Origin of the sequence: Cryobacterium zongtaii, from assembly GCF_002909375.1 — a bacterium.
Taxonomy (GTDB): Bacteria; Actinomycetota; Actinomycetes; order Actinomycetales; family Microbacteriaceae; genus Cryobacterium; species Cryobacterium zongtaii.
This window is the reverse complement of sequence record NZ_PPXD01000030.1, coordinates 13,475-27,380: the sequence shown is the minus strand read 5'-3', so window position 1 is coordinate 27,380 and position 13,906 is coordinate 13,475. Positions and strand designations below refer to the sequence as shown.

Below are 13,906 nucleotides of genomic sequence, written 5' to 3'. Positions count from 1 at the left end.
CCTCCGATAATTCGTACAGCGTAGTCGAGGCCTCCGGCGGGCTCAATGGCTCCGCCCCCGGCGCAGGGCGCGCCGGGGACGGAGGCTCAGAGCGGCGGCAACACCGCCGCAGGGGGTTACGCGACCGCGCGCAGACCGTCCAGCAACGGAGTGGTGGGGTGGCCGATCAGGGTGGCCAGGTCGCTCGACCCGCCGGCCAGCAGGCCGTCGCGGGTGTTGCCGTCCAGGGCCACCACAAAGCCGACGGTGCCGCCGTCCAGGCCGGCGCCGGTGAGGATGGCCGTGTGCTCCTCTGGGGAGACCGGGGTGAAGACGACAGGCCGGCCGACGACCTCGGTGAGGGCGGCAGCCATGTCGGTGCCGGTCCAGGCGATGTCTCCGGCGAGCTCATAGACGGCGTTCTCGTGGCCGGGGGTGGTGAGCACCACGGCTGCGGCTTCGGCGTAGTCGCTGCGCGAGGCGCTGGCCACCCGGCCCGCACCGGTGCTGGTGAGGTAGACGCCCGTCTCCCGGGCCTGCTGCACGGCGGCCGCGTAGTTCTCGGTGTACCAACCGTTGCGAAGGATCGTGAACGGAACGCCGGACGCCAGCAGTGCCTCCTCGGTGGCCTTGTGTTCGGGGGCGAGGATCAGGGCCGAGGTGTCGGCCTTCGAGGCGCTCGTGTACACGATGCGGCCCACTCCGGCGGCGACCGCGGCGGTGATGGCGTTGCTGTGCTGCGCGACGCGCTGCCCCACCTCGCTGCCGGAGACGAGCATCAGCACGTCGGCGCCGGTGAACGCGGCGGCCAGGCTGGCCGGTTCGGCGTAGTCGATGACCGCCGTGGCCACGCCCATCCCGGCCAGGTCGGCCAGACGCGCTGTGTTCCGGCCGACGGCGGTGATCTCGGCCGGGGTGACGCCGCGGTTGATGAGGTGCTCGACGATGAGGTGCCCGAGCTGGCCGGTTGCTCCGGTGACGACGATAGACATTGGATGTTCCCTTCGCGACCCGCAAGATGCGTGCCTTCTGGTCGGTGCAACCCGCCGGCCCGCCCAATACTTCCCAACCGCAGGTACCCACCTTTAGGTAAGCTGGTTCCATGACCGCTGCTCTGTCCACCCCGGCCGCCCCGTCCACCGCCGACGCAGTCGTGCGGGAGCGCCTCGCCCAGTTGGTCGGCGATCCGGCACCGGCCGGGGCCGGGATGCCGGCGGCGAACGTTTTCGCGGCCGGCTGCGCCAGCCGGGTGGTGCTGGACCACGTCACCAGCAAGTGGGGCGTGCTCGTGATCGTGGCGCTCACCGAGACCAGCCTGCGCTGGGGCGAACTGCGCCGCGGTATCGAGGGCATCAGCGAGAAGATGCTCGCGCAGACCCTGCGCACCCTCGAGGCCGACGGTCTCGTGCACCGCGACGCGCAGCCCACCATCCCGCCCCGGGTGGACTACAGCCTCACCGACCGTGGCCACGAGCTCGCCGCACATCTCCTGCCGCTGGTGCGCTGGGTGGGCGTGAACGCCGGCGACATCGTGGGCGGTCGCTGAGCCGGCGGGGTCGGCGGCGGCTACAGGTTGGGCAGGAACTGCAGCCAGGCCATCCGGCGCTCGCCGCGGGGGTCGGATTCCACCCGGTCCTCCTCGTCGAAAATGAGGGTCAGGCGATCGCCCTCGGTGTAGACCGGCCAGCCCGGCCCGGTGAGGCCGGTGGCCGCAAAATGCAGCCAGTGCTCGCGCATCCGGTCGCCGGTGCGCAGAAAACTCGCCCGGCCGCCCAGTGCCGTGAGTTTGCGCAGCTGACTGTCGGTGGCCGACGTGGAGAGGGCGAGCAGTTCGAGTCCGTGCGTGGCGTCGAAGCCGAGGAGGCGTAGCAGCCGGGGAGCCAGGTCGAAGCGGTAGAGGTAAACCGGTGCCGACCGGGAGTGCAGCTCGGCGACCTGCACGCTGGGAAACCAGAACGCATAGTCGCCGCTGAAGTCCACTTCGGCGCGCAGGGCAGGCAGGGCGGAGTACACCGCCCGCATGTCCTGATGGGAGCCGGGCGGGGCCTCGTCGAAGAGCGACTGGATGCGCTGGATCGACCGCGGCAAGATGTCGATCCGGCCGCGGAACATCGAGCCCTCCCTGTCGTTGGTGCCGATGATCAGCGGCACCGGATGAGCGTGCCCCTGGCGGAAAGCGTCGAGGGGGCGTTCGGGCAAAAAGCTCCCGTCGACGACGGGGGCCATGCAGAAGGTGCCCGGGTCGACATCCGGGGTGCGTCGTTGCAGCACGAGGGCGGCACGGACCAGGGCGGGCCACGTGGCGGTGTCCAGCAATTCGGCGGCGGGCCGCCGGCCGCCGGCCAGCTCCGGCGCGCGGCCCTGCCGCAGCACCTCGATGAACTCGGAGGCCCAGCGGCCGGCCAACGCGGGGGAGTACGCCGCGTTCGACGGCGGGCTCTGGGCGATCGCCCTGGCGAACAGTCCACGGGCTGCGGGCGTCGCGAGCAGCGTCACCACGGCATTGCCGCCGGCAGACTCGCCGATCACGGTGACGTTGCCAGGGTCGCCGCCGAACGACCGGATGTTGTCCCGCACCCATTCCAGGGCGGCCACCTGGTCCCGCAGCCCGAGATTGCTCTCAAAGGGACGGTTGGGGGTGCTGAACCGGCTGAAGTCGAGGTAGCCGAGGGCGCCCAGCCGGTAGTTGAGGGCGACGTAGACCGTGCGGCCGCTCCGCACGATGGTCTGGCTGCGTTCCGTGAAGTCCTGTGAGGAACCGGAGGCGTAGCCGCCGCCGTGGATGAAGACCATCACCGGCAGATCGGCCTCGTCCGGCCGGTCGGCGGGCCGCTGCACGTTCAGGCTGAGACAGTCCTCGCCCATGCGGGTGCGGCGGCTGACGCCCTTGAACTGGGTGCCCCGGTCTTGCGGGGCGACGGGGCCGTAGCTGCCGGCGTCGCGGACGCCCGCCCACGGGATCACCCGCTGGGGTGCGCGGAACCGCAGCGGCCCGACCGGCGGGGCCGCGTAGGGGATTCCGCGCCAGGTCTGCACCCCCGCGACGGGGTGGCTGCCCCGAACCAGGCCGCCGGCGACGAGAACCTCCAGGGGCCAGGGCCGGGATGCGGACGGTGACTGGTGCGCCGGGGCGTTGTCCGGCAGGGGGCGGAGCATCGTGTGTCCCTCCTGCCCCGGTTCGCGTGCTCGGGGCCTGTCGTGGCCTAGCGGTACTTACGGATTCGGTTCGAACCCGAAGCGTTCGCCGGCGTCCCACTCCTGACGCAGGTTGCCGTAGGCGGGGATGCCGCGGTTGGCCTTGAGGATCGCGGCCAGGTGCATCAGGTTCCAGGTCATGAACGTGGTGTTGCGGTTGGTGAACTCGTTGTCAGGGCCGCCGGAGCCCGCATCCAGGTAGCTCGGCCCTGGACCGATCTCGCCGATCCAGCCGGCATCCGCTGCGGGCGGGATCGTGTAGCCGATGTGCTGCAGGCTGTACAGGATGTTGGACGAGCAGTGCTTCACGCCGTCCTCGTTGCCGGTGACGATGGCGCCGCCCACCTTGCCGTAGTAGATGTACTGGCCCTTGTCGTTGTACTCGGACGACATCGCGTAAAGCCGTTCGATGACCCGTTTGGTGACCGAGCTGTTGTCGCCGAGCCAGATGGGCCCGCCGAGCACGAGGATGTCGGCGGCCGCGACCTTGTCGAACAGGGCCGGCCAGGCATCCGTCGCCCAGCCGTGCTCGGTCATGTCGGGGTAGACGCCGGTGGCGATGTCGTGATCGATGGCGCGGATGACCTCGACGTGCACACCCTGCTCGCGCATGAGGTGTGCGCTGAGGGAAATGATGCCCTGGGTGTTGCTGATCTCCGGGCTCCGCTTGAGGGTGCAGTTGATGAACAGGGCGCGCAGGCCCTGATATTCGAACGAGGCCTGCGTGTTTCTGAGCGTGTGCACCATGGGGGCAGTCAAGCACCTGGCCCGGGCAGCGTCTAGCCCGGTCTCTGCGCGGAAGTGCGGGCCGGGCGCGGCGCGAACCGCCGGGCCAGGAACAGCACCGGGATGAGCAGCGCCATCGGCAGCAGGAACGCCTGGGCGAGTCCGGTGGAGTCGGCGAGGAGACCCACCAGCACGGCGCCGAGCACCGCCCCGGCGTAGTTGAACAGGTTGACCCTGGCGATCACCTCGTCGCTGCGGGCCTCGTGCAGCTCGCCCGCCGCGCTGAATGCCAGCGGCACCAGGGCACCGACCCCGAACCCGGCCAGGGCGAAGCCGGCCACGGCGGCCCAGGTGACGGGCACCGTCGCCACGACCAGACAGCCGAGGATCGCCAGCACCGTGGTGCAGGCGGCCAACACGACCCGGCCGAACCGGCGCACCAGCACGTCGGCGCCGATGCGGGTGACCAGGATGGCGGCCTGGTAGGCGGCGTAGCCGAGCGGAGCGATCGCGGCGCCGGTGAGAAGCACATCGTGCAGGTACACGGTGCTCCAAGTGCTCACGGCGGAGTCCACCACGAAGGCGGCCAGCACCACGGTGCCGAACAACACGATGCCGCGGCGAGGCAGCTTGCCGTGCGGAGCCGCATTCGGGGCCGGTGGAAGTTTGGTACGCCGCGGGTCGAAGCCGCGCAGACCCACGACGGCGACGGCGAGGGCGACGACGGCGCCCGCAACCAGGGCGATGCCGGCGTTGGCCGCGGTGCCGGCAACGGCCGACATGAGCAGGGCGCCGGCGATGGCGGCGCCGGTGTACCAGGCGAAGAATCCGGCCATCACGGAGACGCCGATGCGCTGCTGCACCAGCACGCCCTGCATGGCGCCGGCGGCATCGACGATGCCCAGGCCCGCGCCGTAGATCGCGAACGCGGCGATGAACGCGGGCAGCCCCACCGGGGAGGCGATCAGCGGCAGGGCCACGGCCTCGAGGAGCAGTCCCACCACCAGGGCCACCCTGCTGCCCCAGCGCACCGCGAGTCGATCGGCCAGCAGCGAACCGCCGGCCGCTGTGAGGCAGACCAGCAGAACGATGAGCGACACCACGGTGTCGTCGATGCCGTACCGGGTCTTCAGGTCGGGCAGCGAGGTGACGACCACCGCGTAACCGAAGCCCTGCGCGGCGTAGCTGGCGCTCACCGCCACCCGGGAACGACGGATGCCGACCACGGGGCGGATGGTGGTCGGTGCGCTCATGCGGTCGGCTCCAGATCGTCGGTGGTCGGGCCGCACGAGGACGATGGCGCATCGGTGCAACAGGGCGGTGCCCGGAGGTTATCAGGGTGCAGCCGTGTTCGGCGGTTGCAGTGGAGATGTCGGTGGAAACAACGCCGAGAGCGGGACTCGGCGGCATAACCTGCCGGAAACATCCGCCTCGTACGCTGTGGGGTCTCGGCTTCGCGCGGTGCGGCGCCTCTGACGGAAGGTCCCTATGGAAACCACATTCACCCTGGCACTGCCGTCATGGTTGACCGAGCTGATGCCCGGACTCCCGCAGACGCTGCCGACCCTGGACGGGCGGATGGCCCTGGTGAATTCGCTCGCCGCACGGAACTACCGGGAGGGCAACGGCGGACCGTTTGCCGCCATCGTCGTCGATGCCGGTACGGGCGAGCTCGTGTCGGTTGGAGTGAACGTGGTGCTGTCCACCGGCGTGGCCGGAGCTCATGCCGAGGTCGTGGCCCTCGGGCTGGCGCAACGTGCGACAGGCTCCTGGGACCTTGGCGCCGATCCGGCCCGTCCCCTGGAACTCGTGGTCAACTGGCGCCCCTGCGTGATGTGTTACGGCGCAACGATGTGGTCGGGGGTGCGCCGACTGGTCGTGGCCGGGTCCGGCGCCGAGCTGGAAACTCTGACCGGCTTCGATGAGGGCCCGATGCGTGAGGACTGGGCGGAGCAATTCGAGGCCCGGGGCATCACCGTGGTGCAGGACATCGGCCGCGACGAGGCGCTACGGGTGTTCCGGGAGTACGGCGCGGCGGATGTGCTGGTGTACAACGCGCGCGGTGGTGTTGACTGATCGGGTGACCTCCAGCCAACGGCGCATTCTGATTGTGGCCATCCTGTCGTCATTCGTGGCGTTCCTGGACGGCTCGATCATCAACGTCGCGCTGCCGGCCATCTCCAGGGAACTCGGCGGCGGCCTGCCGCTGCAGCAGTGGGTGGTCGACGGTTACCTGCTCAGCCTGGGCGCGCTGATCCTGGTGGCCGGGTCGCTCTCCGACACCTTCGGCCGGGTGCGGGTGCTGCGCGCGGGCCTGATCTGGTTCGGGATCACCTCCCTGGCCTGCGGATTGGCGCCCACCGGAGTCCTCCTCGTTATCGCCCGACTGCTTCAGGGGGTGGCGGCGGCGCTGCTGGTTCCCAGTTCGCTGGCCCTGATCACCTCCACCTTCCGCGGTGTCGCGCAGGGCAAGGCCATCGGCGCCTGGACCGGCTGGACCGGGGTCGCCGGCATCGCCGGCCCGTTGCTCGGCGGCATCCTGGTGGATGCGGTGAGTTGGCGGCTGGTCTTCTTCATCAACGTCATTCCGATCGCCGTCACGATGTTCCTGCTGCGGCGCGTTCAGGAACCGACCCGGCCTGCCGTAGGCGCCCGCGTCGACGTGCTCGGCGCCTGCCTGGCCGTCGTGGGGTTGGGCGGGCCGGTCTTCGCCCTGATCGAACAGGGCCGGTTCGGCTGGGGCAGCCCGGTCGTCTACCTCCCGATGGCCATCGGCCTGATCGCGTTCGCGGCCTTCCTCTGGTGGGAGGCGCGGGCCCCGCAGCCGATGATGCCGCTGGGCCTCTTCAGGGTGCGCAACTTCGCCGTGGGCAACATCGCCACCGTCGGGATCTACGCCGCGCTTAACCTGGGCTTCTTCCTCTTCGCCCTCTACCTCCAGGAGGTCGGCGGTTTCTCCGCCACCCTCGCAGGGCTCGCCGGCATCCCGGCCACCGTGATGATGCTGCTCTTCGCCACCCTCTTCGGCACCTTGGCCGGTAAATACGGGCCGCGGCTGTTCATGACGATCGGCCCGTTCGTGGCCGGTGCCGGCTTCCTGCTGGTGACCACGGCGGTACCGCCGGTCAACTTCGCCCTGCAGGTGCTGCCGGGAATCGTGCTGGTGGGACTCGGCCTGGCGATCACGGTGGCGCCGCTCACCTCGGCCGTGCTCGGCTCCATCCACTCCGGCCAGGCGGGCATCGGCTCGGCGATCAACAACGCCGTTGCCCGTGTCGCCGGCCTCGTCGCGATCGCCCTGACCGGCACCATCGTCGGGTCTGCGCTGGATGTCGCCGGCTTCCAGCGCGCGATGGTGCTGGTGGCCGCGTTGATGTTCGCGGGCGGCATCGTTTCCTGGCTGGGTATCCGCACGGCCGTGCCCACAACGGATGCGCCGGTCGCGGCTGTCGGGGAGCCCGGGTAGTCATGGAGCATCCGCTGCTCTTCGACGGACCGGATGCCGCGTTGGAGCGCCTGCGCGCCCTGTGCCTGGCCTTCCCCGAGGCCGTCGAGGTGCTCGCCTGGGGGCGGCCCACCTTCCGTGCCGGCAAGAAGATCTTCGTCACCGTCGGTGCGAGCATGGACCGGCCGCACAGCATGGTCTTCAAGCCCGACCCCGAGGAGCGGCGGGCCCTCGTGCAGGACGCGCGCTTCTTCATCCCGCCCTATTTCGGCCCGGCCGGCTGGCTCGCCATCGACTTCGACACACCCCGGGCCGACTGGGTGGAGTTGGCGGAACTGGTGGAGACCTCGTATCGACAGGTCGCCCTGAAGCGCCAACTGGCGCAATTGGACCGCTGGAGGGCCCCAGGCGCACCAGAGGGCTCAAAATAGCTGTTATAGTTTCTAAGTTGTCTTCGAGGGTTTCGGTCCCGAATTCATCACTGCGCCCGTAGCTCAACGGATAGAGCATCTGACTACGGATCAGAAGGTTGGGGGTTCGAATCCCTTCGGGCGCACAGATTGAAAGCGGTTCACTTCGGTGGGCCGCTTTCGTCGTTTCCGGCCGTGACAGGATGGGTTGATGAGCCGCTCCTCGGACCCTCGCACATACGACCTCGATTCGCTCCGTGACCGGGTGGTCTCCGAAGCCGGGGGAGCGGTCGATGACAGCATCCCTCAGTTGGCCGACGCCGACCCGGGGTTGTGCGGAATCGCGCTCGTGCTGCCGGACGGCACCGTGCGGAGCAGTGCGCAGGCCGACGTGCTCTTCAGTGTGCAGTCGGCCGTGAAGCCCTTCCTCTTCGCCCTGGCCCTGCTGGACACCCACGGCGAAGCGTTTGATCGCATCGGCATCGAACCGACCGGTGAGGCCTTCGACGCCATCAAGCTCGAAAGCGGCACCGGCCGCCCACCGAATCCCATGGTCAACGCCGGGGCGCTGCTCACCGCCGCCCTCGTCGACGGTGACGACGTCGCCGCCCGGAACGACCGCATCCTGCGGGGCCTGTCGGCTTTCGCCGGGCGCCCGCTCGAGGTGGACGAGGGCATCGCCCGCACCGAACACCTACTCGGCGACCGCAACCACGCTCTGGCGCACCTGATGCGGTCGGAGGGCACCCTGCGGGTCAGCGCCGACGACGCCGTGGAAGTGTACGCCAGGGCCTGCGCCGTGCTCGTCGACGCCCGGGCCCTCGCGGTGATGGGCGCAACCTTGGCCTGCCGAGGCGTGAACCCCGTTACCGGCGAGCGGGTGGTGCCGGCCGGGATCGCCCGCGACGTCGTGTCGGTGATGGCCACCTGCGGGGTCTACGACGGGTCGGGCCGGTGGATGCAGAGTGTCGGGATTCCGGCGAAGTCGAGCGTCTCCGGCGCCATCGTGCTGGCAGCACCCGGCCGGCTCGGCGCCGCCGTGGTCAGCCCGCCGCTGGACGCGCAGGGCACCAGTGTGCGCGGGCGTCTCGTGAGCGATCGGCTCAGCGTCGACCTCGGCCTCCACGCCTTCGGCTGACCCCCACCCGGTCGGCGCTTAGTGCGTCGCCCGCTGCCGGTGGCCGAGCTCGGCGAGCACACCGGCCAGGCGGAGCGCGAACTGCGGGGGAACGTTCTGCGGCAGCGCATCCACCGGCCACCACGCGACATCGTCGCTTTCGTCGCTCGCCACCGGGGCGGCCTCCGGTCTGGCGATCGCCGCAAAGCCCACGTCCCAGTGCGTACGGCAGCTGAAGCCGTCACCGAGGTTGTGCCGGTCCAGATCCAGGATGCCGCCGCCGACCGGATCGAGGTCGTCGATTCCGCATTCCTCGCGGGCTTCCCTGAGGGCGGTGTCGACAACGGAGCCGTCGGCCGCCTCGACGTGACCGCCCAATTGCACCCAGAACCGGCCCTTCTTGTGAAAGCACAGCAGCACCTGCGCCAGGTCGGGGGTGAAGACGAAGCAGCTCCCGGTGACGTGTTCGGGGCCGCCGTGGCGTTCCAGCGCTGCCTCGGGCGAGCCGAGGACGAACCCGAGGTACTCGTCCCGCAGCACGGCCTGCCCGGGTGCGAGCGGCATCCAGGCCCGAAGCCGGTCGATCAGATCGTCAGCGCGCGCGGCGACGGGTCCGCCGGCCGGATCGGTGGCGGGGGAGCGGAGGTCGGGATCGGGCATACCTGAGGGTAGCCGCCGGCAACTGGTGCCCGTGCGGACAACTGCGCCCGGTACGCCGGGCGCAGTTGTCCGCTGCGGCAACGGTTGCGCCGGTCAGCGGGCGTGCTCGACCACGAAGTCGGTGCCGGGGAAGACCAGGGTCTCGTGACCGTCGTCGAAGGAGACCAGGTAGGGCGGCTCGCCCTCGGGGCCGCGGACCTCGCGAATGGTGCCGTGCCGGTCAGGCGTTGAATCGGTTTTGCCGCGGATGATGATCCGGTCGTTCTCTGCTGCGCGCATAACGCACCTCCTGTCGGGGAGATTACGCTCGCGGCCTCCGCCTGCACAGGGGCGGTGGCGCTCGGCGAGATTCCCGCAGCGCCGCAGCGGGCACAAAACTGAGCTAACCTTAGTTTTGTCCAACGCGCCACACGGATTCTCAGTCAGGCAGCGTTCGGGTCGTCTGGCCGAGATGGCAGTCCTGCAAGGGAGTGCCACGGCGAGGTGAGGGGTAGGGCCCTTACCTCGCCGCCACCCGCGGCGGCTCAGACCGGCTGGTCCGGTCCCAGCCGTAGCCGGTCGCACAGGGCGGTGAGCTGCAGGAGTTCATCGTCGCTCAGGCTGTCGCCCACCCGCGTGCTGATCGAGCCCATGTGGTCCAGCGCCACCCGCCGAAAGAGCGCGAAGCCGGCATCCGTCAGCTGCACGATGGCGCCGCGACCGTCGTCGGGGTCGGCGTGCTTGAGCACGTAGCCCCTGGACGCCAGGCGGTCCACCAGCCGGCTCACGCTGGGCTGGGTGAGCAACACATGCTTGTTCAACTCCCGCAACCGGATGCTGCGTTCGGGCTGGCGGGACAGATTGAACATCACGTCGTACTCGTTGAAGGAGATCTCGCGGGACGGGAAGTCCTCGGCCAGGCTGCGCATGATGGCGACCTGGGCGCGAAACAGCGACTCCCACGCGCCGACGGCTATTGCACGATCGACCATGTTGCCTCCTCACCGTGCCCCCGGGCATCCCGTGTTCAACAATATGGGATCGGCGCGGCGTCCCCGGCAGCCTAGCCCGGTCGATCGCGCATTGCCGCCCGTGCGGCCGGACCGTTCTATAGTGCGCGTATGGATGCCTCGCGAAGTCGAACCCCGTCCGTCGCCGTCGTCATCAATCCGAGCAAGTTCCCGGATCTTGAGGAAACGAAGGCTCGGGTTGGCGCCGCCGCGAGCCGCCTCGGCTGGGATGACCCCCTGTGGTTCGAGACGAACAGGGATGATTCGGGCGTCGCCGCGGCCCGGTCGGCACTGGCGCTTGCCCCGGACCTCGTCTGCATCATGGGCGGCGACGGCACGGTGCGGGCGGCAGCGGGCGTGCTGCGCGGCACCTCGGTGCCGTGCGGTCTGCTCCCCAGCGGCACGGGAAACCTGCTCGCCCGCAACCTGGGCATCCCGGTCGATTCTCTCGATGACGCCCTGGAGATCGCGTTCCTGGGGCAGAACCACGCCATCGACGTGGGACTGGCTACCTTCGACGATGGCGAAGAACGGGTGTTCGTCGTCATGGGCGGAGTCGGCCTGGACGCCGACATCATGGCGCAGACCGATGATGGCCTCAAGAAGAAGGTGGGCTGGGGTGCCTATGTCGTCGCCGGTGGAGCGACGATGTTCCGCGAGGGATTCGGGGTGACCCTGTCTGTCGACGGTGAGGAGCACACGAGCCACGAGTGCCTCATGGTGTTGGCCTGCAACTGCAGCTCGGTGGTGGCCAACATCGAACTCGCCACCGGCGCGAAGGTCGACGATGAACGACTGGACCTGGTGGTGCTGCGGCCCAACGTCGTTGCCGGTTGGCTGGGCGTGGCGGTCGAGGTCGCCGCGCGGATCCGCAACGGGGCCGCATCGCTGCGCCAATGGTCGGGTCGCGACTTCGGGTTTCAGCTCGACCGCCCGGTGCTCGCCGAGATCGACGGTGACCCCGTCGGCGAGACCCGTGCCGGTCGGTTCAGTGTTGATCCTGGCGCCCTGGTCGTGCGGCTGCCCGTTCCCGCCAGGCTCGGCCGTCGCTGAGCGGCTTCGGATCAGGCATCCCGACGACCGAAGAGCACGAACGCGGGAGCCAGGAGCAGGACGACCCAGGCGACCATGACGACACCACCGGGGAGTGGCTCGAGCAGCCCCATGCCCGGGTACCGCGAGATGAGTTGCAGCCCCGCGAGGTCGGGGGCGAACTTCAGCCAGGGGAGCAGACCGACCAGCGCCACCCCGAGCCCCAGGACCAGGGGGATTAGGACGATCACCGGAAGCAGGATGGACCTGGCGAGAACCGTCAGCGCGGCCGAGATGAGGCTGATGCAGGTCCAGTTCAGGCCGACCATGAGCAGGTTCAGCGTCATCGCCGGGGTGAGCTCCAGCTCGGCGATGCCCGCTCCCCCGGTCGATACCTGACGCACGGCGACGCCGAACCCGACGGCGACGACCGCCAGCAGGAAGGCGAGGGCGGCGACGACGATCGCCTTCGCGCCCAGGAGCCGCAGCCGGTTCGGGACGGCCAGCTGGGAACTGCGAAGCAGACCGTTCTGGTACTCGCAGCCGACGATGAGTGCAGCGAGCAGGATGACGAGCGGTTGGCCGAAGCCGGCGACCTCGAACCCGCCCGTGTCGTCGCCGGTCGCGGCCGGTGAACGGGAGGCGGCGACATTCAGCCCCATCGCGAAAGACAGCGCCGGCGGCAGCACGAGGGCGGCGCTGATCGTCGCCAGGGCGGCGGGGAGCGTGCGGATCTTCGTCAGCTCCGCGGCGATCGCTCGATACATGAGCGCTCCGCCCCGGCTACGCATCACGGCGCCGGAACACGATGCCGGCCAGTGTGAGGCTAGCGACAACCCACGCGACCAGCACGATCGCGCCGGCCGCGGCGCCAAGGTGGGTGCCGTCCGCCGGCGTGTACAGGCTGGCGCCGGCGGCCGGCGGGACGAATCGTGCGGGTGCCCACAGGGTGGTGAGAAAGTCGCCCAGGCCTACCGACAGCGGCACGATGACGACCAGCGGCAGGATCGCGTTGCGGGCCAGCACGCCGATCGCGAACGCCAGCAGGGCGAGTGCCGTCCAGGTCAGCGCGACGCCGGCGATGTTTCGCCACACGAGCGGCGGAAAGGCCAGCGGGTCCAGGCCTTGGTCGCCGAGCGCGAGGTGCCGGAGCACGGTGCCGCCACCCATCGCCGCGCTGGCGGTCACCGCGACCACGAGAGCGAGAACCGTTGTCCGGGTAGCGAAGAGTCGGAGCCGGTGCGGGTCAGCGACGAGGGAGCTGCGGAGCAGCCCGGTGCGGAGCAGCCCGGTGCGGTACTCGCTGCCGGCATACAGTGCGCCGAGCGCGATCATCAGGATGAGCCCGATGTTCATCATGTCGAACCCCTGATACTCCACGGGCAGCGGCTGAGCGGAGTACAGCTGCGGGTTGGTCGCCGAGGTTGCCCCGGCCAGGTCGCCCCCGGTAGCCGCCACCTCCGAGCGGCCCGCGAGGTAGGTCAACGAACCGGTGAGGGCGATGGTCAGCACGGGCAGCATCCACAGCGCCGTGGTTGTGGTGAATTTGACCACCTCGGCCCCGACCCGGTTCCCGGACGCCCCCAGGAGAAGGCCGTTCACGGGAGGAGACCGGGGTCGGTCAGGGCGAAGAACGCGTGTTCCAGAGAGGGCCGGCTGCCGCGCACGGCGGCGACACTCCCGGTTGCAACGATGCTCCCGTCGTTGATGACCACCACGTCGTCCGCGAGATCGGCCATCTCCGTGATGAGGTGGCTGGACACCAGAACCGTGTGCCCGGCGTTGGCCTGGCCTCTCAGGAATGATCGCAGCCAGCGCAGCCCGTCGGGGTCGAGGCCGTTCGTGGGCTCGTCGAGCACCAGGGTCGCCGGTGATCCGAGCAGCGCAGACGCGATCCCCAGCCGCTGCCCCATTCCGAGCGAGAACGTGCCGACCTTGTCCTTTGCGTGGCGCTCAAGCCCCACGATCGCGAGCACCTCCGGCACCCGGCTCGGCGCGATGCCATTGCTCGTGCACATCCACCGGAGGTGGTCCCGTGCGGAGCGCCCGGCACTGGCACCCGGGCCGTCGAACATCGCACCCACCGTCCTCATGGGGCGGTCGAGGTCGCGGTAGCGTTTTCCGTCGATCAGCGCGAGACCGGATGTGGCCCGGTCCAGACCGAGCAGGATTCTCAACGCCGAGCTCTTCCCGGCGCCGTTCGGGCCGAGGAACGCGGTGACCCGTGCGGGCCGGGCCTGGAAGCTGATGCCGTGAAGCACCTCCCGTCGGCCATGCGATTTGCGAATGTGCTCGATGCTGATCATGCCTGCCTCTCTGCCCGGGGAACGGCCGGTCCTTTCAGTGAAGTGGG

Annotated in this window: 16 protein-coding genes and 1 tRNA gene; 7 read left to right on the top strand and 10 right to left on the bottom strand. The window is 69.8% G+C overall.

The annotated features are described in order from the left end of the window. Positions 1 to 116: 116 nt before the first annotated feature. Positions 117 to 971 (bottom strand): SDR family oxidoreductase, encoded by an 855-nt coding sequence (locus C3B61_RS18880; RefSeq protein WP_103462007.1) that lies wholly within the window; start codon positions 969 to 971, stop codon positions 117 to 119. 215 nt (positions 972 to 1,186) lie between these two features. On the opposite strand from C3B61_RS18880, the gene C3B61_RS18875 reads away from it, so the two are divergent. Then, positions 1,187 to 1,525 carry a winged helix-turn-helix transcriptional regulator gene (locus tag C3B61_RS18875; protein WP_103462032.1) on the top strand — a complete coding sequence of 113 codons (339 nt, stop codon included), beginning with the start codon at positions 1,187 to 1,189 and terminating at the stop codon, positions 1,523 to 1,525. Positions 1,526 to 1,545: 20 nt separating this feature from the next. On the opposite strand, the gene C3B61_RS18870 is transcribed toward C3B61_RS18875, so the two are convergent. The 3 genes from C3B61_RS18870 to C3B61_RS18860 are packed head-to-tail and all read right to left on the bottom strand — an operon-like array spanning position 1,546 to position 5,153. Next, on the bottom strand, positions 1,546 to 3,135 hold the full coding sequence (locus C3B61_RS18870; RefSeq protein ID WP_103462006.1) for a carboxylesterase/lipase family protein: 1,590 nt from the start codon (positions 3,133 to 3,135) through the stop codon (positions 1,546 to 1,548). 57 nt (positions 3,136 to 3,192) lie between these two features. Beyond that, on the bottom strand, positions 3,193 to 3,921 hold the full coding sequence (locus tag C3B61_RS18865) for a flavodoxin family protein (protein WP_103462005.1): 729 nt from the start codon (positions 3,919 to 3,921) through the stop codon (positions 3,193 to 3,195). 32 nt (positions 3,922 to 3,953) lie between these two features. Beyond that, a complete protein-coding gene (locus C3B61_RS18860) occupies positions 3,954 to 5,153 on the bottom strand; it encodes an MFS transporter (protein ID WP_103462004.1) in 1,200 nt (399 codons plus the stop codon). A 235-nt stretch (positions 5,154 to 5,388) separates the two neighbouring features. On the opposite strand from C3B61_RS18860, the gene C3B61_RS18855 reads away from it, so the two are divergent. The 5 genes from C3B61_RS18855 (at position 5,389) to glsA (ending at position 8,893) form a co-directional block, all read left to right on the top strand. Next, entirely contained in the window at positions 5,389 to 5,976 is a 588-nt protein-coding gene (locus C3B61_RS18855) for a nucleoside deaminase (RefSeq protein ID WP_103462003.1), read from the top strand. A gap of 4 nt (positions 5,977 to 5,980) precedes the next feature. Next, the gene (locus tag C3B61_RS18850) at positions 5,981 to 7,366 is read left to right on the top strand and encodes an MFS transporter (protein ID WP_241980018.1); all 1,386 of its coding nucleotides are present in this window, start codon (positions 5,981 to 5,983) and stop codon (positions 7,364 to 7,366) included. A 2-nt stretch (positions 7,367 to 7,368) separates the two neighbouring features. Then, positions 7,369 to 7,776: an MmcQ/YjbR family DNA-binding protein gene (locus C3B61_RS18845; RefSeq protein WP_103462001.1), complete on the top strand. Its 408-nt coding sequence runs from the start codon at positions 7,369 to 7,371 to the stop codon at positions 7,774 to 7,776. Between the two features lie 52 nt (positions 7,777 to 7,828). Further along, positions 7,829 to 7,901 (top strand) — tRNA-Arg (locus C3B61_RS18840). A gap of 65 nt (positions 7,902 to 7,966) precedes the next feature. Continuing rightward, a complete protein-coding gene (gene glsA, locus C3B61_RS18835; RefSeq protein ID WP_088454929.1) occupies positions 7,967 to 8,893 on the top strand; it encodes a glutaminase A in 927 nt (308 codons plus the stop codon). An 18-nt stretch (positions 8,894 to 8,911) separates the two neighbouring features. Here glsA and C3B61_RS18830 read toward each other — a convergent pair whose 3' ends face one another. The 3 genes from C3B61_RS18830 to C3B61_RS18820 form a co-directional block, all read right to left on the bottom strand. Beyond that, the gene (locus tag C3B61_RS18830) at positions 8,912 to 9,532 is read right to left on the bottom strand and encodes an NUDIX hydrolase (protein ID WP_244286006.1); all 621 of its coding nucleotides are present in this window, start codon (positions 9,530 to 9,532) and stop codon (positions 8,912 to 8,914) included. Between the two features lie 93 nt (positions 9,533 to 9,625). After that, on the bottom strand, positions 9,626 to 9,811 hold the full coding sequence (locus C3B61_RS18825; protein WP_088454930.1) for a DUF1918 domain-containing protein: 186 nt from the start codon (positions 9,809 to 9,811) through the stop codon (positions 9,626 to 9,628). A gap of 245 nt (positions 9,812 to 10,056) precedes the next feature. After that, positions 10,057 to 10,503, bottom strand: coding sequence for a MarR family winged helix-turn-helix transcriptional regulator (locus C3B61_RS18820; RefSeq protein ID WP_088454931.1), 447 nt, complete (start codon positions 10,501 to 10,503; stop codon positions 10,057 to 10,059). Positions 10,504 to 10,632: 129 nt separating this feature from the next. Between C3B61_RS18820 and C3B61_RS18815 the strand changes: the two genes are divergently transcribed. Next, the gene (locus C3B61_RS18815) at positions 10,633 to 11,574 is read left to right on the top strand and encodes a diacylglycerol/lipid kinase family protein (protein ID WP_103462000.1); all 942 of its coding nucleotides are present in this window, start codon (positions 10,633 to 10,635) and stop codon (positions 11,572 to 11,574) included. A gap of 11 nt (positions 11,575 to 11,585) precedes the next feature. Here C3B61_RS18815 and C3B61_RS18810 read toward each other — a convergent pair whose 3' ends face one another. The 3 genes from C3B61_RS18810 to C3B61_RS18800 are packed head-to-tail and all read right to left on the bottom strand — an operon-like array spanning position 11,586 to position 13,859. Further along, complete coding sequence (locus C3B61_RS18810) at positions 11,586 to 12,320, bottom strand: ABC transporter permease (protein WP_165791227.1); 735 nt, start codon at positions 12,318 to 12,320, stop codon at positions 11,586 to 11,588. A 16-nt stretch (positions 12,321 to 12,336) separates the two neighbouring features. Beyond that, positions 12,337 to 13,155, bottom strand: a complete 819-nt coding sequence (locus tag C3B61_RS18805) for a hypothetical protein (protein ID WP_103461998.1) — start codon at positions 13,153 to 13,155, stop codon at positions 12,337 to 12,339. Continuing rightward, positions 13,152 to 13,859, bottom strand: a complete 708-nt coding sequence (locus C3B61_RS18800) for an ABC transporter ATP-binding protein (protein WP_103461997.1) — start codon at positions 13,857 to 13,859, stop codon at positions 13,152 to 13,154. Before C3B61_RS18800 ends, C3B61_RS18805 begins: the two co-directional genes overlap by 4 nt. Between the last annotated feature and the right edge of the window lie 47 nt (positions 13,860 to 13,906).

What these genes read in the sequence shown, in the direction of transcription:
- C3B61_RS18880 (WP_103462007.1), bottom strand. Translation starts at nt 971, where the DNA reads ATGTCTATCGTCGTCACCGGAGCAACCGGCCAGCTCGGGCACCTCATC.
- C3B61_RS18875 (WP_103462032.1), top strand. Translation starts at nt 1,187, where the DNA reads ATGCCGGCGGCGAACGTTTTCGCGGCCGGCTGCGCCAGCCGGGTGGTG.
- C3B61_RS18870 (WP_103462006.1), bottom strand. Translation starts at nt 3,135, where the DNA reads ATGCTCCGCCCCCTGCCGGACAACGCCCCGGCGCACCAGTCACCGTCC.
- C3B61_RS18865 (WP_103462005.1), bottom strand. Translation starts at nt 3,921, where the DNA reads ATGGTGCACACGCTCAGAAACACGCAGGCCTCGTTCGAATATCAGGGC.
- C3B61_RS18860 (WP_103462004.1), bottom strand. Translation starts at nt 5,153, where the DNA reads ATGAGCGCACCGACCACCATCCGCCCCGTGGTCGGCATCCGTCGTTCC.
- C3B61_RS18855 (WP_103462003.1), top strand. Translation starts at nt 5,389, where the DNA reads ATGGAAACCACATTCACCCTGGCACTGCCGTCATGGTTGACCGAGCTG.
- C3B61_RS18845 (WP_103462001.1), top strand. Translation starts at nt 7,369, where the DNA reads ATGGAGCATCCGCTGCTCTTCGACGGACCGGATGCCGCGTTGGAGCGC.
- glsA (WP_088454929.1), top strand. Translation starts at nt 7,967, where the DNA reads ATGAGCCGCTCCTCGGACCCTCGCACATACGACCTCGATTCGCTCCGT.
- C3B61_RS18830 (WP_244286006.1), bottom strand. Translation starts at nt 9,532, where the DNA reads ATGCCCGATCCCGACCTCCGCTCCCCCGCCACCGATCCGGCCGGCGGA.
- C3B61_RS18825 (WP_088454930.1), bottom strand. Translation starts at nt 9,811, where the DNA reads ATGCGCGCAGCAGAGAACGACCGGATCATCATCCGCGGCAAAACCGAT.
- C3B61_RS18820 (WP_088454931.1), bottom strand. Translation starts at nt 10,503, where the DNA reads ATGGTCGATCGTGCAATAGCCGTCGGCGCGTGGGAGTCGCTGTTTCGC.
- C3B61_RS18815 (WP_103462000.1), top strand. Translation starts at nt 10,633, where the DNA reads ATGGATGCCTCGCGAAGTCGAACCCCGTCCGTCGCCGTCGTCATCAAT.
- C3B61_RS18810 (WP_165791227.1), bottom strand. Translation starts at nt 12,320, where the DNA reads ATGTATCGAGCGATCGCCGCGGAGCTGACGAAGATCCGCACGCTCCCC.
- C3B61_RS18800 (WP_103461997.1), bottom strand. Translation starts at nt 13,859, where the DNA reads ATGATCAGCATCGAGCACATTCGCAAATCGCATGGCCGACGGGAGGTG.